Genomic DNA, 21,527 nt, shown 5'->3' with positions numbered 1-21,527 from the left:
TATTTGTTTTAGCGGACAATAATCGTACCGGCAGCCGTTGAAATATTTCCTGACTCGTCTACGGCGAAGAAAGTATAATATCCCGGAATAAAGCTCCCTGCCTCTACCGTAATCGTTGCTTCCTCCCCAGCCGATACCTCCACCTTCAAACCGGAGCCTGTCGCGTAAAGATCAAGCATTTCTAATGATGGCGAACCCAAAACCCCAACATCCGCCTGAACCAAATATAAAAAGCCATCCTCTGAGCTTGTAGCCTTCAATTCCTTCGTCTCCGTACTTAAAAACTCCGTATCCTGAACGCCCGTAATTACAGGTGCAGAAGTATCCGCCGGAGCTGGCGTCAAAGTAACTAATGCCGGCTCGGAGATAAGTCCGGTATCCGGATTTACCGCATATAGAACATATTCGCCCTGTTCCAAATTTTCGGTTGACAATGAAAGAGGAACACCAGCTTCAGCCGTTACTGCTAGTCCTCCCTCCTCGCTGGAGCGGTTCATAATGGACTCCATCGTAGAATTTGCCTCCGGACCGCCTGGAAGTAAATACACGAATCCTTTCTGGCTGCTCGTCGCAAAAATTTGTCCGCCGGCGGTAGTCTGATGCGTAACCTCGCTTAGACGAGGAGCTTCGGGCGTAACAACCGGAGGGTTTGGGGATGTTACCGATTTTGGGACTCCTGCGATGCGAATAGTATATGTTGACCTATTTTGCCCTTCCGTGGTTAAAGCAACCGTTACATCCGTGTCCTTTTCCGGGTATCGAACGATTAAAGGAATCGTAAAATCGGCTTCGTCCGAAGAAGCCGCTGCCTGGATCGGACCTGCCGTAAGAAGGTCCGTATCGCTGACAGTTGCAGTTACCTTTGCAGCAGCTAAGGACTTCAAGGAAATCGGTGTCCCGTATTGGTCCAATACATCGAAGTTCATGTAATAGCTCTGACCTTGCGTTAAGCTGGAGACGGCATTTCCTTTTGCATTGCGAATCGTCACATTTCTCACTGCGGAGGCAATTGAAGCTTGTCCAACCTTGAACATTTTTGTCACTGAGATGCCTGGTGAAGCATCTAAGTAAAGATACACATGAATGAGATCAAAATCATACTTGTAGGATGTCGTGTCCATCACTATAGCTTGTAGATCATCGTTAATTAAAGCACTTTTTTCGGACGAGTAAAGCTTCAGCTTCGAGGAAGGATAGTTCATCGCTTCGCCAAACTGATTTTTAACCTCAAACGGAATAATAGCTTGCTCTGAGCTTGGGAGCGTATCGCTGCCTGTCATTTGAATGCCGACAGGATATTCTTCCTGAACCTTCACTTGCACGGAGGAATTGCTTACTTCCGATTGCGAGCTGCTGACCTTCACGCTATATGTGCCTGCTGTCAAATGGTCCGGAAAGCGTAGAATATAACCGTTAAGCGCATCCGGATTGGCATTTGCCTTAACCTCCGCCCCATTCACGGTTACGCTAAAACTGATCGTTGAAGGATCCGTGTGCTGATTGAAGTTCACGTACAGACTTTTGGCACCAAGCTGCTTGCCACCAATCAGCGAAAGCTTGTCCTTCTCCGAATATTGCTGCAACGTTCCATAAATGCCATTAACCAGATCTTCACGATTTGCGTTTTGATTAGCGTAATCATCGGTCGCTTCCACTAACTTCATTTTCAGGGCTTCGGAGACGTACCCTTGTGCCCAATCGGAAACGGTACCGTTTACCTTATCTCCAATGCTTGACTGTTCCCCAAGCGAGCGGACAAGAACCGCGGCAAGCTGCTCTTTGGTTACATTGCCGTTTGGATTAAAGCCATCGTTTCCGATACCATTCATGAGGCCGGCCTTTTTCACAGCTTCAACATACGAGGAAGCATAACTCGTCGCCGGTATATCCGTAAAGGAAGTATTGGCAACCATTGATGTGTTTAAATTCATAGCTCGAGCCAATACAACAGCAAGCTGCGCTCTTGTCATCGTTTGATCAAGTCCAAAAGTATCCGTGCTGGTTCCGTTAAAAATATCCGCTGCGATTAAAGCGTCCAGCTTCGCTTTCATCTCTGGCGCCAGATCGGCAAGATCATTGAATTGCTGCGAGCTGCTGGCCGCGTGAAGTGTGGATACCGGCGATAACAAGGAAGCTGCAATGACTAGCGGGGTTAGACGGGTGATCAGGGTTTTCAAGGATATACGCTCCTATCAATAACAGAATGATACGGCAATATCATACAAGAGTTTTACCCGATCGGAAAGATGGCAGATTGTTATTTCTACCTTATTTTCCCATAATCTTTCGCTTTAAAATGAAGCTTGCATTCAACTTCAACCTTCTGATACTCTTCTCGCCAGTCCAGCTTTTTCCATGCCTCGTATGACATGCTGTTGCGGACATGAATGCCGATGCCAAGGCTGTCCACCTTGTGCAGCTGCAGCTGCTTTACAAGTCGATTTGCGCTTTCGGTCATGATCTCGGAGACTTTACTCTCCACCTCATGCCGTTGCGCGTCAATGCTAAGTTTGTTATTCCCGATGTATTCGTGTACGGAGCCTTTGAAATTGGCATTGATCGTTACATGCATGGTGCCGCCGGCTCTGCGTTCCACACGCACTTTGCGGTCACTGAGTACGGAAGTGAACATGATATATTCCGGTGAACTCCCGTCTCCCCCTCCGCTCAAGACCAAGCTCATGTCCCCTTTCTTGAATTTCCCCCGCAATATGGAGAACAACAAGGCGTCACGATTAGGGATTTTGGCAACATATTTATAATCCTGAAATAAAGCAATGCCATCAACGGTAATATCTTCCCCCTTTTCTTTCAAAATAGGCGCAATCGGGTCAATCCCGTCATCGTAATAATCCCGCTCGAACTCGTATAGAGTTGTTTTCGGAATACGGTTGTTGTTGCTCGATTTCTCAAGAAGGCGGTTAATGTATTTGTCGGTAGACAAATGCTGCTTGTAGTTTTTGATCAGCATATCCTTTGCGTTCCCGTTTACTAAAGTGACCTTGACCAACGGGGAAATCGAGGTGTCCCTTAATATGCTGTTTATTTCATTCGCCAGGTCTTTGCGGGCGAGCGCCTCCGAATAAAGCAGCACTCGGATTTGTCCGTTAACGAGAAGCAGATCTGTTTCGTTCGCAAATTTAACTCTCGCATCTTTTGAGCTTTGTCCGATTGCGGAATGGACCTCCCTTTTCACTTTTATCGTCGGCTCGGCTCTCGGTATACTGACGGTAATTTCCACCTGATTTTCCGGAGCCGTATCATAGCTGGCCGCGTAGGTAAAACCTATTCGCTCCAATATCCGATAGTCGCATCCGGGAAGGACGGCAAGCATCAAAATCGCCAGTAAGCTAATCGGTAATTTATTCATGAGCAGGACTTCTCCCCATATTCTGAAACATAAGCACAATCAATAGCAAAATAGGCAGACCAAACGCAATCCCGCATTCGATCATGCTTAGCGTACTTAGCCAATCCCCAACCTCGTTTAGCGTCTCCGGAATATAAGCGATTAGAAAGCATGTCAACATAACGATAAAAGCGAGAAAGTTTGCTTTCAGCTTGGGAAAAATTTGCTTCAGCACCTCCAAAGCACACCACTCGTACATCAGGATCGAGAATAAGACGGTAAACAAAACAAAACCGTACAGCAAATTCTCCATCCTCTCCATAAACGGAAAACGAATATAGGCCAACATTTCAAGCACGGGAAAAGCCTTGTTCTTTAATTGTTCGAGACTATAGATCCCAAACGTAACGATCGAGAGATAGGAATAAGTCAGAGTGGTCATGCCATTGCCGATCAAGACCGATTTTACGAACTTTGTCTTCTGGTTTGTATACGCAAACATGAGAAGTACAACCTCGTAACCTAGAAGCGACGAATAAATATCCAGGCTTTCAAGATAAGTGAAATGTCCTCCCTTGAATAAGAATGGCGTAAGCCTGGACCAGCTGAAATCCGTATAGAAAAAGAACAGCAGAAAGAACATCCACACAAACAGCCAAAAGAATACGGTAGAAGCTTTAGTAATATTGTACAAGCCTTTCGTTAGCAGCCAGAAGACAAGGAGATCCATGATGAATTTGAATTCCATAGGATCCGTAGTCGGGAATGCGTACATCTGGAAAATAAGAATATATTCCTTCCCCGCCATGCAGCCAAGCATGATCCATACGATAGCTAAAGCTAAATAAACGGGTACCAGCATAAACTTGGGGATCGACTGCTGCAGGATTTGAAAGATCGACCGCCCTTTCCCCAGCTTATATACCGCCCCAATCAAAAGAATATTTACGGTGGCTATAAGACCAAACCCCAGCACCGTAACCCATCCGTTTGTGCCGAAGGTCTCCGCGAGCAGCTGCGGAAGTATTAAAGCCATGACACCCGTTTGAATCATATGAACGAGGATGGTGGTATGGAATGGAGAGAGCTTTTCCTTCGTCTCCGTATTCATAAGGGTCACTCCTTGGTTTTATTTCGCATCACATTTGGGGAAGAGCTTTGCGAAGGTCTTTCCCGCAAGGCTGTGAAGGGAGCTCGAATAAAGATGTCCTTCCAATCTTTTGGCTTGAACGGGGCAACCGGGTTGAGATACGACGTTCCCATGCTGGTCAGACCCGACAAGTGAATGACGATAGCCGCAATGCCGAACACCAGTCCGAGATTGCCCAAGAAACCGGCTAACATGATAAGTCCAAACCGGATTAACCGGATCGATGCACTCATCACGTAACTCGGAATGACGAATGAAGCAATGGCAGATGATGCAACGGCAATGATAAGAATGTTGCTGGTCAACCCCGCCTGCACGGCTGCCTGTCCAATCACGATACCGCCAACGATACCAATCGTCTGACCGATTTTGGTTGGAAGCCGGGCTCCCGCTTCGCGAAGCAGCTCAATGGTAACTTCCATTAATAAAGCTTCATATAAAGGAGGGAAAGGCACCCTGCTCCGTGATTCCGTTAACGTCATGAGCAGATTTTCCGGAATCATCTCGTAATGAAACGTCGTAACGGATACGTACAAAGCGGTAAAGCTGATCGTTATCACGAACGCAATGAAACGAAGCAGTCTGATGGCGCTGCCCAGAATCCAACGCTGATAGTAATCGTCCGATGAAGAGAAAAACTCGAAAAACGATGTGGGCAAGGATAGTACCGAGGGGCTGCCGTCCACGATTCCCGCCACGCGTCCGGCTACCAGCTTCGAGACAATCGCGTCCGGCCGCTCGGAAGTCAGATACTGAGGGAAGATGGAATATTTATTGTCATCCATGTACTGGATAAGCATGTTCGTATCGAGTATGGCATCAACCTCGATTTGCTGAATGCGCTTTTTGGCTTCTTCAACGAACTTCATGTTGACGATATCCTTTATATAGAGCAGGTACACGTCCGTTTTGGAAACCTCGCCAACCGAGAGCTTAATGACCTTCAAATGAGAGCTCTTTAGCCTGGCGCGAATCATCGCGAGACTTGTATTGATCTGCTCGGTGAAAGCATCATGCGGGCCTGTAATGACCGTTTCCGTCTCGGATTGGCTAATTGCCCTGGCTTCCGGGCTGTAGACATCGAATACGTAAGCATCCGGACCGTGAAACACCGCTATGCCGCCTGATAAAACATCCAGAATCAGCGTTTTGCTGCTGGTTGTTTTAAAAGGCTGCAGATGCTTCACCATCTTGGCAACATCCTCGTCGCTGCCGCTCAACAGTGGAGACAAAATATGCCGGCTGAGCTTATCCTTATCCGTCAATTGATCGAAATACACGAGATCGATTTGATGATCCGGAAACGTACGGTGCGTAATATCGCTGCAGTCAACGAACTCCTCCAACGTATGGGCGAGCGTCGGCGGCTTGGAGTCTTGTTCGGGCGGAGACTGATCATCTTGATTGGTTTGGCTCGCCGATTCCTTAACGATCATGTTTCGCAACGCTTTAGAAAATGTCATCCGCACTCACCTGCCAAGGATAGAATAAATCTTAGTTTGCATAATCTTCCTGAAAATTAACCAAAAAAAACCGCGATCGAAAGATCGCGGCTTCTAAACTATAATATATGCAGCTTAATAAAGATGGTCTTCTGTTTCTACCGTAGCCTGAAGCTCACCATTGTCCGCTATCGAATCAATCGTGACATCAGCCTTTCCCCTATAATTATTTTCGATATAGCCAAAAATCGTAATTTCCTGTTTCGTCAGCTTATCCTCATACTGCAGGGTGATGGAGCCTTCTCCAAAGTTTTGGGGATAAACGTGAAGCTTTTGGTCCGAATGAGCCTTCATTTCGAATGTTTGCGAACCGTTGGGATAGACGAAAGTCAACTGGATAATCTCCTGATCCAATTGATTATGGACCGTAATCCGGAACCCTTCCTCACTCTTACGGGATACAATCATAACAGCCAGAACAAATAAAATAACCGCGGCAACAAAAACTTTACGCATGAATACCTCCCCTTCTCGCTAATTTCCAGTTTAATCCGATTGACTGCCCGTGTAAAACAAACCAAATAAAAAAGAACGGGAGCTGCCGTTCTTTTGTTAATTCTATTATTTTGCAGGTACAGAGAAGCCGTATTTCACGAACACGTCAAGCGCTCCCTGCGATTGCAAATACGCGTAGAAATCTTCCGCTTCCTTGCTGTGCTTTGTCGCTTTCACGATTCCGATCGGATACTGGATAGCCGTGTAGGTTGCCGGATCTACGTTAAACGCGATTTTCACTTTATCCGATGTCAAGGCATCCGTCTTGTACACAAAGCCCGCATCCGCGTTACCCGTCTCGACGTATTGGAGGACTTGTCTAACATCCTTGCCTTGCACGGACTTGGCTTGCAGGGAATCCCACAGCTTCGTTTTCGTCAACGATTCTTTCGCGTAATTGCCTGCCGGTACGCTTTCCGGAATGCCAATCGCTAGATGCTTCACTTCCGCTTTGGTGAGATCGTTTTCCGTTGCAAGCGCAATGCCGCTATCAGCCGGAACGACTACAACAAGCTCATTGCTGAGCAGATTCGTTTGTTTATCCGTATCGATAAGCTGCTTATCCACCAGTGCCTTCAAATTTTTCGCTGCAGCGGACAGGAACAGATCGGCCGGAGCTCCTTGTTCAATTTGCTGCTGCAGAGCGCCCGAAGCGCCAAAGTTGAAATTCAGCTTCACATTCGGATTTTTTTCCTCGTACTTTTTCTGAATGTCGTTAAGAGCATCCGTCAAGCTGGCCGCCGCGGATATGGTTAGCTCAACCTTCGTTTGAGGCTCTTCTTTTGCACAAGCTGCCATAACCAGAATGATAATGACCAGACCTAATAAAACCAAACTGCTTTTAAGCTTTCTTCTCATCCCATCCCCTCCAAATATATCTACTTATATCTATTTATAACTAGTTTATACCATATATCATTATGCAATCCAATAGAGGATTGACTTTTTGTTGCCGGAGCACAATAGAGTTGTTTGTTATGTTACAATATGGCCAAACCGTTGAATTGAAGGTGAAGACTTTAATGGCCGATGATATTTCCTATACAACCGAAGAAATCGCCCAGATTCTTAAAGTATCCAAGCTTACCGTTTATGATCTGATCAAAAAAGGCGAGCTGCCCTCCTACCGTGTCGGCAAGCAGATGCGGGTAGACGCATCCGATCTTGAAGCTTATAAACTGAAAACAAAAAACGCGGGAAAAGGAACGGAATATGCTGCACCCGCACATCCTGCCGCTCATCCTACCACACAGTCCGTGCCTAGCTTCCCCGTTGGCGGAAGCCGCCCAATCGTCATTACCGGTCAAGATGTCAGTCTTGATCTTCTAGCGAAGCATATGGAGAAACAGATACCAGGCATCCGTCCCCTGCGCTCGTATGTAGGCAGTCTGGATAGCTTGATTTCGATGTATAAAGGAGAATCGGACATTGTCAGCACCCATCTGCTGGATGGCGATTCGGGAGAGTACAACCTCCCCTACATCCGGAGATTACTGATTGGCTCCTCCTATAAAGTGGTTCATTTGCTTAAACGCCGCGCCGGCTTGTATGTCGCTAAGGAAAATCCGCTTCAGCTTGGCGGGTGGGCCGATCTTGGACGACCGGGCATCCGGTTCGCAAACCGGGAGAAGGGCTCCGGCGCCCGGGTTCTGCTCGACGAACAGCTGCGGCTTCACGGAATTAAGGCAGATCAGCTTTCCGGCTATGAACATGAGGAAAGCAATCATATCGGGGTTGCAGGGAAGGTAGCTTCGGGGGAAGCCGATGTTGGGGTTGGCATTGAGAAAGCCGCTACTATCGTGGGCAATGTAGACTTTGTTCCGCTCATTCAAGAGCAGTATGATTTGGTGCTGCTGAAGAAGCCGGAGAATATGGCATGGATCGCAGCCGTGCTCGGCATCCTCAACTCCCCTGCTTTTCAGAACGAGCTTCGGTCCATATCCGGTTATGATTTGTCTTTGACGGGCCAGGTTTTGTTAGAAACTTGACGGGGGAGGTTAAAAGGCAAATTACACATTCATGAAATGCTCCATTTGCTTTTAACCTTTTAGAGGGAATAAGAAGAAGAGGCTGTGCAGGATAACTGCACAGCCTCTTTTTATTAAAGCAAGTCTTCTTTCGTGATGGCAAATAAGAGATGGTCTTCCCATTCCCCGTTTATTTTCAGATAACGCCGGGCTAGTCCTTCTTGCCGGAAGCCGGCTTTTTCGAGGACCCGGAGGGAACGCCCGTTAATTGGCATTACGCTTGCCTGAATGCGATGAAGATGAAGATCGTGGAAGGCTATGCCAACCATTTCCTCTACGGCAGCGGTGGCATAACCGCGACCATTATGAGCTTGATCGATAAAGTAGCCCATATATGCATTCTGAAACACGCCGCGGGTGACACTCGTGAGGGCAATCCGGCCAATCAGCTCATCCGTTTCCGTCAGAAATACGCCGTAAATATAAGCCGTTCCCTGCTGCGCCGCCGAAATTCCGTTGCCGATATCCTTCATCTGCTCCTCGAGCGTATAATGCTCATCCCCTCTGATCGGTTCGAATGGCTGGGAGAAAGCTCGGTTCCTCAGCTTCAAATCGAGCATAGGCCTGGCATCTTCGGGCTCAAGCATACGCAAATAAATCCCGCTCTTATTCATGCCGCTATTCCTTCGATCGCTCGATTTTATGGATGAATTTATCCATTAATTGCTGCAGCACCTGCAAGATGGCAAAGTCCGTTAACCGGCCTTCATCATCGAATTTCATATGCGCCTGGGCAAGCTTCAGCTCGGGACGGTTCACCGGATCCATATCCAGGGCGAAAATGAGCTGGCGCAGGTTTGTTTGCGCGCGGGCCGTGCCGCTCGGGCCTGGTGTAGCACCCATAACCGCAACCGGCTTTGTCGCAAGCGGGGCACCGATATTTTTCCGGGATACCCAATCGAGTGCGTTCTTGAGCACGCCGGAAATCAGACCGTTATATTCGGGAGTACTGATCAAGAAGCCGTCCGCGGAGCTGCACAGCTCGGCGAACTGCTTGACGGATTCCGGCAAATCCTCCTCGAGATCCTGGTTATAGAGCGGCAGGTCGCCAAGCTCGGCGTAGGTGTATGTATAATTTTCCGGTAGAAACACCGCCGCGTTTTTTAACAACGTTTTGTTCAGGGAAGCCTTGCGCAAGCTGCCGGTCAGGCCAACAATATGATAGGATTGCGTCATGGTGTGCATCTCTCCTTCAATCTTAAGTATACTGTGCAAAATAGAGCACAACTTTAAGATTAACCGATTTCATCCTCCTCGTACATAGCCGCCTCGCGGTCCCGGATATGCCGACGCAGATTCGAAGCCAGCTCCCGGTCGATAGTTCCTTTCTCGTACAAGGTTTGAACCTCATCCCTTTCGGCTTGAATCGCAATCCAGTGCAGCTCCTTCCGCGCTTCGTTGAAGTCCTGAGTCTTGTTCTTCGTATGAACCGGCATCGCCTTCATTCGCTTGATGATCTGATGATAATACGCCGTTACGCATTCCGTCGGATCGTCTTTCGTATCGGGCTGGCATCTGGCATCCATCTCTTCAAGGACCGCCTCGGAGCATTGAAGCCTTAGACCGCGGAGCGTTGCAATATCCGCTTCGGAGAACGCTAATTTTCGGCCCGCGCTTGTAAAATTCGCTTTTACTTTGCTCCATAGCCCCTTCAGCACCATTCGCCATAGGTGAAGCCGGTTGGCCAAAATCAGCTCGATCTGATCCAGCATCTTATAGTAGAAATCCGCATGCTTCTCGCTAATCGAACCGTTCTCAAGCTGCTCGTTTACGTATTTCCGCTCGATATCTAGCGCCACAATCCGCATTTCCAGCTCCTGCTGACGGCGTCGCGGCAGCGGTCTGTTCTGGTTCTCGCGCATCTCCAGCTCCAGGATCATCCTGCGGTACTCGGCAATAACGGACTCGATCGCCTCTTCATTCGCCTCATGGGTGACGCGTTCCAAATGCCGGATCGCTGCCCCCATCACTTTCATTTGCCATTCCCTCTCCTCATGGGCCTTCTCGGATTCGTCCGCTACTATCCGTTTTTTCGCAATAAGCGGCAGCAAAATGCTGGCCGACAGAAGCGACAACAGAATAATAAAGGCGGCGAGAAAAATAATTAAGTCTCTTTGAGGGAACGGATCATTGTTGTTCAGCACAAGCGGAATCGAGAAAGCACCGGCAAGCGTAACGGCTCCCCGCACACCGGAAACCGTCGTAAGAACGATGACTTTAAGACTAAGCTTATCTTTTCCAAACCAGGTGAACAGAAAAGTCCAGACGAACCGCAGTACCAGCAGCAGCACAAAAATAACGACCGCGTAACCAATGACGACCCCGTTATTAATGGCCGGATCCTTAAAGATTACCGAGGTGACTTGCGGGATTTGAAGACCCAAAATAACAAAAACAAGCCCGTTCAATATAAACAGGATTACCGACCAGGTATTGATGGATACCGCCTTCAACCTTGGCATGCTGTGATCAACCCGGTCATCCTCGATGGCATGGACGATTCCGCCGGCAACCGCGGCAAGGATACCGGACACGCCTAGCTCTTCCGCGATAAGATAGAGCAGAAACGGCGTAACGAGCTGCAGCAGCATATGCATCGTCTCGTCCTCCAGTCCCGCCCTTCTGAGCAGCTGCCGGATTCCGATAATGAGAAAAGCAAGCACTGCACCGACCAGAAGCCCGCCAACGGCAATAACAATAAAGCTGAATGTTGCTTTTTGCAACGAGAATACCCCTGTCATCGCTGCTGCGATTGCGAATTTGAAGGCGACAAGACCGGAGGCGTCATTCATTAGAGCCTCGCCTTCCAATAAGCGCATCAAGCTTTTGGGCAGCTGGATCCGGCCGGCCAAGGCTCCTACGGCAACCGCGTCCGTAGGAGACAGAATGGCCGCAAGGCCAAAGGCCGCGGCAATAGGAATGGTTGGTATCATCCAATGAATCGTATAGCCGACCACTACAACCGTTGCGAACACCAGCCCTACGGACAGCAGCAAAATAGGAGCACGCAGCCTCCACAGCTCATCGCGCGGCGTGTTTCTTCCGTCGTTGTACAAGAGCGGAGCGATGAACAGGATAAAGAATAACTCCGGCTCCAGATGCAGATGGAACCCAATCGGAATAACGGCAATAACGGCTCCGAGGGCAATCTGGATTAGCGGAACCGGCACGAATGGAATATAGCGATAAAGGACATTGGACACGCCAATCAAGACAAGCATAACGAGTACGATAATAAAAATTTCCAAGCGGGCTCCCCCTTCTTTTTGTATTACAAAAGGGACCAGCCGCATATTGCGATCGATCCCTTCCGTTCTTCTTGCTACCTGCCCATGTCCGTCAGTCCGGGAGCGTGCTCGTTAGGCAGCTCGGGATTATAGGGTACCGGATAACCTTCCGGTGGCGGAGTAACCTTCAGCTCACCGCCGTTTCGGCTAGGCGATTTGCCGCTGTAAACTTCGGCAATTCTCGTATCGTCCAGTCTGAAGTTGAATTGGGCGTTATGGAAGCCCTTTTCGACGTATTTCCGGCATTCCGGATATTTGTTGATATCGTAATTCGGTACGGGGAACAGATTGCCCCAGCTTACGCCAAGCGTTTCGAGTGCCTTGGCAAACGCATTCTGGTGGGCGTTATCCCTGACGATCAGGAAAGCAATGGTTTCGCGAAAGGCTTTATTGGAGCTCATCTCGTATATCCTTGATTTTTGCAGCACTCCTGTTGATTCAAGCACCAGATTGTCCAGCAGATCGGCAATCAAGTTGCCATGATTGTACACATAATTGCCAAGCCACGGATTGCCGCCGGCATCCACAGGCAATGAACCTTGTGCGCCAACTATATAGTGATGCGGGTTTGCATGCTTCACCGCTTCATCAAGCGGAGCATGATCTATACCAGCATTACCCGGAATTTCTTCCCCTGAACCAGTCAAGAGTTGATTAATCGTTGTCTGCACCAGCTCAACATGGCTGATTTCCTCCAAGAACACACCTCTAATCAAGTCGCGGTATTGCGTCGCTTTCCCTCTAAAGTTCGTGCTTTGGAAAAAATATTGCATCATCGTGCGCATCTCGCCGTAATGGCCCCCCAATGCCTCTTGCAGGACTTTCGCGGCAGCAGGATCGGGTTTATCCGGTACGATTATGTTAATCAAATCTTGTTTGTAGAAATACAAGGTGAAACCTCCTTTAGTTGGCTTAAGCGATAATAGCATGCGTCTCAGGAGAGTATTTCATTCGATGGTAATGATATGCCGGGAAATGGGACACATTACGGGCAATCAGGAAAGAGAGGGATACCCGTGCACGAGCATGAAGATATGACCTACGGCGAGGATTATCATTACCTCCCGGTTACTTCAATTAAAAGCGGCAAGGGCCAGGAGGTTCTGCCCGACTTGCATTGTCTGACCGTCCAAATCGTGAATGTCTGTTTTATAGGGATGCCCGGGCAAAAAAACTGGGTCCTCGTCGATGCCGGCATGCCGCATGCGGCCGATACCATTATCGGGGAAGCAGAAGAGCGCTTTGGTCCCGGGGCAAGACCTGAAGCGATTTTTCTTACTCACGGTCACTTCGATCACGTCGGATCGATTGTGGAACTGGTCGAACATTGGAACGTGCCTGTTTATGCCCATCCGGATGAGCTGCCCTACCTCACGGGTCAACGCAATTACCCGGAGCCTGACCCTTCCGTGGATAGCGGACTGGTAGCGAAGCTCTCCCCACTGTTTCCCGTCGATGCGATCAACCTGGGCCATCATCTAACGACCCTGCCGGAAGACGGCTCGGTTCCCCATCTCGCGGGTTGGCGTTGGCTTCATACCCCTGGACATTCACCCGGACATGTGTCTTTCTTCCGGGACAGCGACCGAACCTTACTCGCCGGAGATGCTTTCGTGACCGTCAAGCAAGAATCGATGTGGAGCGTTATCACGCAAGAGCTTGAATTAAACGGTCCACCGCGTTATTTAACGACGGATTGGAAGGCGGCTGCCGAATCGGTCCGCAAGCTAGAGGCTTTAAAGCCAGCCGTTGCCGTCACCGGGCACGGGATGCCGATGAAGGGTGACTTGCTCTCTAGCAGCCTGGATAATTTGACTCGCAATTTCGATATCCTTGCGGTTCCGGAGCATGGGAAGTATGTTCAATAACAGAAAGAAACCGTGGGCTTCAGCCCACGGTTTCTTTCTGTTATTGACGTTTAATCAAGCAACACCTTATCCCCTTGCTTGATTGTTCCTGTCTTGACGACGGAACCGTATACGCCAAAGTGCAAATTAAACTCTTCATTCACTTTTCGAAGCAAAGAAGGGTCTTTCACCTGGGTGTCCGGATTCATCGTAATGAGCACGCAGCGCTGGCAAAAGCTGTCCACCTGCAGCTGCGCATCTCCAATCGTCAGCCTGCGGCCGATCCAATCTCCTTCGGTAATCGAATCATCTGCGACCTTAACTACGAAGTTGGCACGGAAACGGCGTTCGTCAAGCTCCTTGCCCCAAGTCTGCTGAAGCTTGTTCAAGGAGCTGTCCGTAATGATCAGAATACTCGCTCCGTCCACGGACAGCAGCTGCGGATGCTCGGGATGCGCTTCTTTCATGGCCGACATGGTCAGCCTTGTCTTCGTCTGGCTCTGGATTTCTTCCAGCAGACTTTCATCCCAGCCGTACGTTTGTCCGTCTGGTCCCGTAATCCGAATTTCCCCGTTCCGGAACGTCGCCCGATAGTTCAATAGATTGGGTATATTCCTTGCGGTTATGTATTTATACCATTCCTTCTTCGTCTCATCGTAAAAGGCGACAAACCTGTCTCCGAGCATGCCATACTCTTCGATTACGCAATCCTCAAGTTTCTCGCCTGCAAACGATTTCACCGGATAACGGTATATTTCTTGAATTTGGCCGATCTGCACGTTCGAATGCCCCTTTGTCTAAACATTGTAAATTAATATATAGAAGTCTCTATCTTAACTGCTCAAGCAATTCAACAAGCCGCATATATTGCCATTCCCGCTCCTGATCGGCGATCAGCTTGGCCTGCGCTTTATCCGCCAGATCCCGGATAGCCGTAGCCGCATAAGAAGCGGCATGTACCGCGTGACTGGCAACATGAGCAGTTGCGGCCGCATGTCCGGCGGCGCGGGCGGCTCGTGATGCCGCGCTGCTCGCGGCAATGACATCGCGTGCTGCGGTATGCGCGGCAGAAGCCGCTTTGCGCGCGGAGGACATCGGAAGCTCGCCGCGCGACCAGGCGCGGGCTGCAAGAATAGCCTCCTGCATCCGACTATCCTCCGAGAGGACAATTTCGAAGCATGGACGGGCCCGATCGGCACAATCCGCCGCCCATAAAGCCAGGACGCGATGATCGACTTGTTTGACTAGGTCTGCTATACGTCTGTCCGGACTAATTAGCCCCTTCATATTTTGCTCACCTGTCGACTGTCACTTTGTTCCATCGTTCTTCGATCTCCTTTATTTGTCGTAAATGATGACGGGTATGCATCTCAATCAGATCATGCCACTCTCTGGCATTCAACCAGCCGAATCCGCCATGCCTCACCTTATATAGGGGATGAATGCCTGCAATCCGAAAATCCCAAGCTCTCATGTTATCTATTAACCGATTCAAATCATGTAGATGATCTTCTTTATTTTTCGCATCGTTTGGACTGTATTCCATGCCTTCCGGCAATTTGATCTTGACCGGCGGAAAAGCGCCCTCTCCGAACAATCTCTCGCCTGCTTTCGTTTTGCCAAGCGGCTGCTCGACGCCGGACTCTTCGCATTGCCTGATATTGTCCAGATATTCGAGAGCAACATCAACGATATGCGAGTAGACCTGGCCAATCGACCAGGTTCCGGGTTCGATCCGGTAACGTAATTGTTCTATTGTATACTGATCAAGCCTTTCCGTATAAGTATAAATAACTTCCAGACCTCTCATTGGTCACCTCTTTATGCATGCCCTACCTACATTATATACCGTTCGCCTGAGATAATCATCTCTACGACCTGTTCAATAGAGCGGCTGTTGTTATTTACAATATGCCGTTTCTCCACACCCGATTCAAGGAATTCGTGCATTAAAATAAGGCAGCGTTCTCCCATCCGATGCTCGGGAATCCGTGATTGATCCCGGGCAAGCAGCGTTTCCCGATCCGTCCATAGAACAACATAGGATACGTTCGCCAAAGTCTCTCTCAGCTGTTCCTTCAACCATAACGCTTCATTCGGAAAAGTCACATAGTCGATAACGACATCAATACCTTGAGCAAGAAAGTTACGGGTCAAAGCCAATAGGTTTGTCCAAATAAGCACAAGTTCTTCTTTGCACTCCCAGGGCTTCTGCCTGCCTTTTACATGCAGATGGCTAATATAGTCACCGGAAATATATGCAGAATTCGAGAAGCGCTGCACAAGCTGTTTCGATGTCGTGGACTTCCCTACACCAGCCGGACCGGAAATAATATAAACATGATTCATGACAACTCTCCCTCCTAGAAAAAGAAAACGCACTTTCCATTAAGGAGAAGTGCGTCTGTCTTTTTAAATTATAATTGTTGGCTATTCTTGGAGTCAATCGAGCTGCATTGCAGCTTCAGCCTTCGCTTCGGCTATGGCGGCAAGCGCATTTCTCCAGCCTCCATAGGAGGTAATGTCCTCGGCATCAACCGTTCCGTAAGCCTCGCATATAAAGCCTGGCACGATGCTTCCGTCCGAGAGCTCCACTTTGCCAATCCCAAGCGGCGCCGGTATAGCAGCCGTAAAAGCACCAAATGTCGCAATCGGCATCTCCCATACTTCTACTTCAATGGATGCTCCGCCCTGCGGGAGCTTCAGAAGCCCCGGCTTGGGCGGTACCGTCTGCAGTTTCATCAGCTTATAGGATGGCGACGTCCGGTCCTCGCGGACAAAAACGGCTCCATGCTCCAGCATCTGGCGTTCTAGCGGCAGACCTCTCATATGCAGGCCGCAAACGGCCACAAGCGTAGTTGGCTGTGGTTCTTGCGCCGCACGAATCACCTCGGCCAATTGGAACAGCCTGCCTTCTTCACCCGATGCGGCAAACAGAGTAATACCAAACGGCAAATCAGTAGCCGCCGCGCCGGAAGGAACGGCAAGCGCACTCAAATCGAGCAGGTTGCAGTGGTTTGTATACAGCCCCATCGCGCTATTCGTGCTGATCGGGTCAGCCGCCACTTGTTCGCGCGTCCACGTACCGCCTGCTGTCGGCATGACGAGCGCCGCGTCTTGCAGCAGCTTTTTGGCCGCCAGTTTGTAGCCTTGCAGCTTGTGAAAAGCGGTGAACACGGATGCCGCGTCAAATTCCGGCTTGGTCGCGCCGCGGAGTACCTTTTCCGTTACCGGGAACGTAACACCCGGATGGGCTTCAATAAAGCTACCCAGCGCCGACCAGCGCTCGGCAACCCACGGACCTTCATATAATAAGGCGGCCGCAGCTTGGAACAGTTGAATATCTACATATTCAATGGGAAGCTTAAGAGCCTTCAGGTTGTTTACGGATTTTTCCCAAGCCACCCGGTAGGAATCGGCAAACGGACCATAGAAGGTCAGGGGACCATCCGGAAGAAGCAGCTTCGCAGGAAGCTTGCGTTCGCCAAGCGTTATCTCCTTCGACCAAGGATCATCCGGCTGAATACCGCGGACAACCTGGTCTATCAGCTCCGCATCTTCGAGAGTATGGGCAAATACCGTCACGCAGTCCAGACTCTCGCAAGCCGGAACAACTCCTTTGCTCGGCCATGCGCCAACGCTTGGTTTTAGACCAACCAGATTGTTCAGCGCGGCAGGCACTCTGCCGGAGCCGGCCGTATCCGTGCCTAGGGAAAATACCGCTTGCCCCAAAGCGACGGCTACGGCCGAGCCGGAGCTGGAGCCGCCGCTGATGAGCTCCGGACGCAGCGCGTTATGCGTATCGCCGTAAGGGCTTCTGGTTCCGACCAGTCCGGTTGCGAACTGGTCGAGATTGGTTTTGCCGACAGGGATTGCGCCTGCATGGATAAGACGTTCCACGACTGCCGCATGCTCCGAAGGCAGATACGAGTATTCCTCGCAGCCGGCCGTTGTGGGCATGCCGGCAACGTCGATGTTGTCTTTTACCGCAAACGGGATCCCCCACAGCGGCAGCAACGCCATGTCCAGTTCATTCAACCGGTCCAGGTAGCGCTGGATGTATGCCAGCGACGGCGGCGTGATCCAAATATGTTTTTCTCGATCGGCCTCGGCACGATCAATAATGGATTGAATGACTTGCAAAGGCGTAAGCGTACCGTTCGTATATTGCTCGCGCAGCCATGAAATGGTCATTACCGATTGGAATTCGCTCATATGCGGGTCAGCTCTCTTTCCGCTAGTTTCGAGATGCCAACAATCAATTGGCCGGCATTAACGCCGTCACCCGGCTTGACATGCACGGAATGAATGATGCCGTCAAACGGAGCATTTTGCGAGAACTCCATTTTCATCGATTCTACGATAATAAGGGTATCGCCTTTCTTGATGGAATCGCCCGGGTTTACAAGCACTTTCCATACGCTGCCCGGCATGGAGCATTTCATCGCATCCACGTCAGAAGGCAGCTCTTCGTCGCTAACCGGCTTCGCCGAATCCTGCTCCGACACGTACTCGGCAAGTCCAAGCTCCTTCCAGCGATCTCTTTCTTCATTAAAAGCCGACTGCTGCTGGCTTCGGAACTTATCTGCGCTCTCCTCGATGGAATCCAGGAATTGCAGGTATTCGCCAAGGTCAAACGTTGTTACCGTAATATCCGCTTCGAATCTGCCGCGCGGGAAATCCTCCCTCAGCTGCAGCAGCTCCTCGGCCGTAACCGGGTAGAATTGAATCTGGTCGAAGAAGCGGAGCAGCCAAGGCTTGCCGGCTTTGAAGCTTTCCGTCGAGCGCAGCTTATTCCACATTTGGATTGTACGGCCAACAAACTGGTAGCCGCCTGGCCCTTCCATGCCGTATACGCACATATAAGCTCCGCCGATGCCTACGGCATTCTCCGGTGTCCAGGTGCGGGCCGGATTGTACTTCGTTGTAACAAGCCGGTGACGCGGGTCGATTGGCGTAGCCAGCGGAGCGCCGAGATAGACGTCGCCAAGACCAAGCACCAAGTAACTGGCGTCAAATACAATGCGCTGAACATCGTCAATGCTGTCAAGGCCGTTCACGCGGCGGATAAACTCCAGGTTGCTCGGGCACCAAGGCGCATCCGGGCGAACGTTCTGCTGGTAACGATCAATCGCGAGCTGCGTAGCCGGATCATCCCATGATAACGGAAGACGGACAATACGGGACGGAACGCGGATCGATTCGAGCGGCGGCAGGCTGCTGTCAATAGCAAGCAGCTGTTTGGCCGCTTCGCGGACGCTCATCCGCGCGGCGTCAATATGCACCTGCACCGAACGGACGCCCGGCGTCAGATCAAGCACCGGAATAACGCCGCTCTCCCGGATAGCTTCTACAAGGGCATGCACCTGGAAGCGAAGCAGAAGATCCAGCTCCAGGGAACCATACTCGACAAGCAGATTCTCGTCGCCGCTGCAACGGATGGTAATCGGGAATTTGCGCCCTGCTTCCTCGCGGTACAGAACCGGATACTCCGGCGAGAAGGCCGCATGCACCGCCGGCAATCCGCCAGCTTGAAGCTCGTTGGCATGATCCTTCTCAATCGCATCCAGCAGTTCCTCTTGCTGCTTGCGAAGCTCTTCGGCTTCTTCCAGCGTAACGAGCTGGAATCGTACTTTGTCGCCGGGATGGAGCTGACCCAGCTTCCAGAACTCGGCGGATGCCGTCGTTACCGGGCATACGAAGCCGCCAAGGCTAGGACCGTCCGGGCCAAGCAGGATCGGCATGTCGCCGGTCAAGTCAAGAGTTCCGACCGCATAGGCATTATCGTGTATGTTGGACGGGTGAAGCCCCGCTTCCCCTCCGTCTTCTCTCTCCCACAGCGGAGCAGGACCAATTAAGCGCACCCCGGTTCTCGAGCTGTTGAAGTGAACCTCAAAGCTTGTATTCGCAAGCTGCTCCAGATATTCCGGCTTCAAAAACTCGCTTGTGCAATGCGGCCCCGGAATAACGCCGATCGTCCATTCGCGGGAAATAGCCGGCTGCAGCTTCGCAGGAAGCGGCTCCTTGACTATGTTCACAGACGTTCCTTGTTTACGGTTCACGCCAAGCACATCCCCGGTTCGCAGCGCGCGTCCGCCATGACCGCCAAAGCCGCCAAGCGTAAAGGTTGCCGCACTGCCCAGAATGAGCGGCATATCTAATCCGCCTTCGATCAGCAGGTACGTGCGCAGACCTTCCTCCGACTCTCCGAAGCTAAGCACTTGTCCGCGTTCCGCTCTTACCGGCGTGTACATCGGAATAACCTCGTCATCCAGAGCCGGCTTCATATCGGCGCCGGTAACGCAGAACAGCATGCTCTCGCGGAATTTATAGGAACCGCCGCGCAGCGTCAGTTCAAGACCGCTCGCCTCATCGGCATTGCCAAGCAGCTTGTTGCCAATCCGGAAAGCGAGCGGATCCATCGGTCCGCATGGCGGAACGCCTACATCCCAGTGGCCAACCCGGCCCGGGTAGTCCTGAACCGTCGTCTGAACGCCGCCGTCCAGTACTTCAAGCGCGGACTCCGCCGGGGCAAAACCGTTTAACAGCTGGGTATATACATCGCCTGAAACGAATTGCTTCTCGTCAAGCAGCGCCTGAACATACTGCAGATTTGTCGTAATGCCATAGAAGCGCGTTTCGTTTAATGCCTGCTTCAGCTTGGCAATGGCATCCTCGCGGTTCTCGCCATGCACGATTACTTTAGCGAGCATCGGATCGTACAGCGTCGTTACTGTGATGCCGTCGCGAACCCAAGTTTCCGTACGCGCTTCGCCGGAAAATAACGCCTGATCCAGCTGACCTGCGCTTGGACGGAATCCTTGCAGGCAATCCTCCGCGTAGATACGGGCCTGAATGCTATGACCCTTGGACACCGGAACAAGAGCTTCCAAGCCGTTCAGCTCTCCCGCTGCTTCCTTCACCATCCACTCTACGAGATCAAGACCAAGCACTTCCTCTGTAACGCCATGCTCAACCTGCAGGCGGGTATTTACTTCAAGGAAGTAGAATTTGCAGCTCGAAGGATCGTACAGGAACTCAACCGTTCCTGCGCTGCGGTAACCGGCCACGGCCGCAAGGCGCTTCGCGCAGGCAAGAATTTCAGCCCGCACCTCCTCCGGGAATTGCGGAGCCGGGCTTTCTTCGACAACCTTCTGGTTGCGGCGCTGCACCGAGCAATCCCGTTCGCCGAGGGCTGCAACTTCGCCGTTGCCGTTACCGAAGATCTGCACTTCCACATGGCGCGCTTTCGCAATATATTTCTCGAGGAACATCCCGCCGTTCTTGAAGTTTGCTTCCGCTAGGTGACGCACGCTATCGAAGGCAGCGCGCAGCGCTTCTTCATCGTCGCACACCCGCATGCCGATTCCGCCGCCGCCGGCCGTGCTCTTCAGAATAACGGGATAGCCGATCTCGGCTGCATGAGCAACCGCTTCATCCAGCTCGGTCAGAAGAGGAGTACCCGGCAGGAGCGGAACATGGGCTTGCTCGGCCAGCTCGCGTGCGGAATGCTTCAGGCCGAAGGCTTCCATCTGCTCGGGAGTAGGTCCGATAAAGGCAATGCCGTTCTCGCGGCATGCGCGGGCAAAATCCGCGTTTTCGCTCAGGAAGCCGTAACCGGGATGGATCGCTTGCGCTCCGGTGTCTTTTGCAATTTGCAGAATGAGATCCGCGTTCAGGTAGCTTTCCTTCGCAGGCCCTTCACCCAGAAGCACCGCTTCATCCGCCATATCCACATGCAGGCTGTCTTGGTCGGCTTTCGTATATACAGCAACGGAGGCAATGCCCATTTTGCGAAGGGTTCTTTCAATTCGAACCGCAATTGCTCCCCGGTTGGCAATCAGTACTTTTGTAAACATCGTAATCTCTC

The 21,527-nt window shown here is 50.9% G+C and carries 18 protein-coding genes; 2 read left to right on the top strand and 16 right to left on the bottom strand.

The genetic code is table 11. The features are described 5' to 3' along the window. Nucleotides 1–8: 8 nt before the first annotated feature. The 6 genes from ACR9FF_RS14070 to modA all read right to left on the bottom strand — a co-directional run bounded on the left by ACR9FF_RS14070 (nt 9) and on the right by modA (nt 7,354). A complete protein-coding gene (locus ACR9FF_RS14070; RefSeq protein WP_435171802.1) occupies nt 9–2,177 on the bottom strand; it encodes an S-layer homology domain-containing protein in 2,169 nt (722 codons plus the stop codon). 86 nt (nt 2,178–2,263) lie between these two features. Further along, nucleotides 2,264–3,370 carry a Ger(x)C family spore germination protein gene (locus ACR9FF_RS14065; protein WP_435171801.1) on the bottom strand — a complete coding sequence of 369 codons (1,107 nt, stop codon included), beginning with the start codon at nt 3,368–3,370 and terminating at the stop codon, nt 2,264–2,266. Further along, nucleotides 3,363–4,460: a GerAB/ArcD/ProY family transporter gene (locus ACR9FF_RS14060; protein ID WP_435171800.1), complete on the bottom strand. Its 1,098-nt coding sequence runs from the start codon at nt 4,458–4,460 to the stop codon at nt 3,363–3,365. Before ACR9FF_RS14060 ends, ACR9FF_RS14065 begins: the two co-directional genes overlap by 8 nt. A 5-nt stretch (nt 4,461–4,465) precedes the next feature. Then, nucleotides 4,466–5,962, bottom strand: a complete 1,497-nt coding sequence (locus ACR9FF_RS14055) for a spore germination protein (RefSeq protein WP_244935512.1) — start codon at nt 5,960–5,962, stop codon at nt 4,466–4,468. Between the two features lie 114 nt (nt 5,963–6,076). Next, nucleotides 6,077–6,457 carry a hypothetical protein gene (locus tag ACR9FF_RS14050; protein ID WP_435171799.1) on the bottom strand — a complete coding sequence of 127 codons (381 nt, stop codon included), beginning with the start codon at nt 6,455–6,457 and terminating at the stop codon, nt 6,077–6,079. 105 nt (nt 6,458–6,562) lie between these two features. After that, a complete protein-coding gene (gene modA, locus ACR9FF_RS14045; RefSeq protein ID WP_435171798.1) occupies nt 6,563–7,354 on the bottom strand; it encodes a molybdate ABC transporter substrate-binding protein in 792 nt (263 codons plus the stop codon). A gap of 164 nt (nt 7,355–7,518) precedes the next feature. Between modA and ACR9FF_RS14040 the strand changes: the two genes are divergently transcribed. Beyond that, nucleotides 7,519–8,484 (top strand): substrate-binding domain-containing protein, encoded by a 966-nt coding sequence (locus ACR9FF_RS14040; protein WP_435172105.1) that lies wholly within the window; start codon nt 7,519–7,521, stop codon nt 8,482–8,484. A 113-nt stretch (nt 8,485–8,597) separates the two neighbouring features. On the opposite strand, the gene ACR9FF_RS14035 is transcribed toward ACR9FF_RS14040, so the two are convergent. The 4 genes from ACR9FF_RS14035 to ACR9FF_RS14020 all read right to left on the bottom strand — a co-directional run bounded on the left by ACR9FF_RS14035 (nt 8,598) and on the right by ACR9FF_RS14020 (nt 12,739). Next, a complete protein-coding gene (locus tag ACR9FF_RS14035) occupies nt 8,598–9,137 on the bottom strand; it encodes a GNAT family N-acetyltransferase (RefSeq protein ID WP_435171797.1) in 540 nt (179 codons plus the stop codon). 4 nt (nt 9,138–9,141) lie between these two features. Next, on the bottom strand, nt 9,142–9,699 hold the full coding sequence (locus tag ACR9FF_RS14030; RefSeq protein ID WP_435171796.1) for an NADPH-dependent FMN reductase: 558 nt from the start codon (nt 9,697–9,699) through the stop codon (nt 9,142–9,144). Between the two features lie 59 nt (nt 9,700–9,758). After that, the gene (locus ACR9FF_RS14025) at nt 9,759–11,771 is read right to left on the bottom strand and encodes a Na+/H+ antiporter (RefSeq protein ID WP_435171795.1); all 2,013 of its coding nucleotides are present in this window, start codon (nt 11,769–11,771) and stop codon (nt 9,759–9,761) included. 74 nt (nt 11,772–11,845) lie between these two features. Further along, entirely contained in the window at nt 11,846–12,739 is an 894-nt protein-coding gene (locus ACR9FF_RS14020; RefSeq protein WP_435171794.1) for a manganese catalase family protein, read from the bottom strand. Nucleotides 12,740–12,844: 105 nt separating this feature from the next. Between ACR9FF_RS14020 and ACR9FF_RS14015 the strand changes: the two genes are divergently transcribed. Beyond that, nucleotides 12,845–13,678, top strand: coding sequence for an MBL fold metallo-hydrolase (locus ACR9FF_RS14015; RefSeq protein WP_435172103.1), 834 nt, complete (start codon nt 12,845–12,847; stop codon nt 13,676–13,678). A 50-nt stretch (nt 13,679–13,728) separates the two neighbouring features. Here the strand turns inward: ACR9FF_RS14015 and ACR9FF_RS14010 are convergent, their stop codons facing one another. From ACR9FF_RS14010 to uca, 6 genes are all read right to left on the bottom strand, one after another. Then, complete coding sequence (locus tag ACR9FF_RS14010; RefSeq protein ID WP_435171793.1) at nt 13,729–14,436, bottom strand: MOSC domain-containing protein; 708 nt, start codon at nt 14,434–14,436, stop codon at nt 13,729–13,731. Nucleotides 14,437–14,485: 49 nt separating this feature from the next. Further along, the gene (locus ACR9FF_RS14005; protein WP_127491964.1) at nt 14,486–14,944 is read right to left on the bottom strand and encodes a putative immunity protein; all 459 of its coding nucleotides are present in this window, start codon (nt 14,942–14,944) and stop codon (nt 14,486–14,488) included. A gap of 7 nt (nt 14,945–14,951) precedes the next feature. Then, nucleotides 14,952–15,467: a DinB family protein gene (locus ACR9FF_RS14000; RefSeq protein ID WP_435171792.1), complete on the bottom strand. Its 516-nt coding sequence runs from the start codon at nt 15,465–15,467 to the stop codon at nt 14,952–14,954. A gap of 26 nt (nt 15,468–15,493) precedes the next feature. Then, nucleotides 15,494–16,006, bottom strand: a complete 513-nt coding sequence (locus ACR9FF_RS13995) for an AAA family ATPase (protein WP_435171791.1) — start codon at nt 16,004–16,006, stop codon at nt 15,494–15,496. Nucleotides 16,007–16,099: 93 nt separating this feature from the next. After that, nucleotides 16,100–17,872, bottom strand: a complete 1,773-nt coding sequence (atzF, locus tag ACR9FF_RS13990; RefSeq protein ID WP_435171790.1) for an allophanate hydrolase — start codon at nt 17,870–17,872, stop codon at nt 16,100–16,102. Next, nucleotides 17,869–21,516 (bottom strand): urea carboxylase, encoded by a 3,648-nt coding sequence (gene uca / locus ACR9FF_RS13985; RefSeq protein ID WP_435171789.1) that lies wholly within the window; start codon nt 21,514–21,516, stop codon nt 17,869–17,871. The genes atzF and uca overlap by 4 nt, the downstream gene beginning before the upstream one ends. Nucleotides 21,517–21,527 lie beyond the last annotated feature (11 nt).

This window comes from Paenibacillus glycanilyticus, assembly GCF_051200795.1.
Taxonomy (GTDB): Bacteria; Bacillota; Bacilli; order Paenibacillales; family Paenibacillaceae; genus Pristimantibacillus; species Pristimantibacillus glycanilyticus.
The sequence above is the reverse complement of the archived record's forward strand: the minus strand, read 5'-3'. Positions and strand labels throughout refer to the sequence as shown.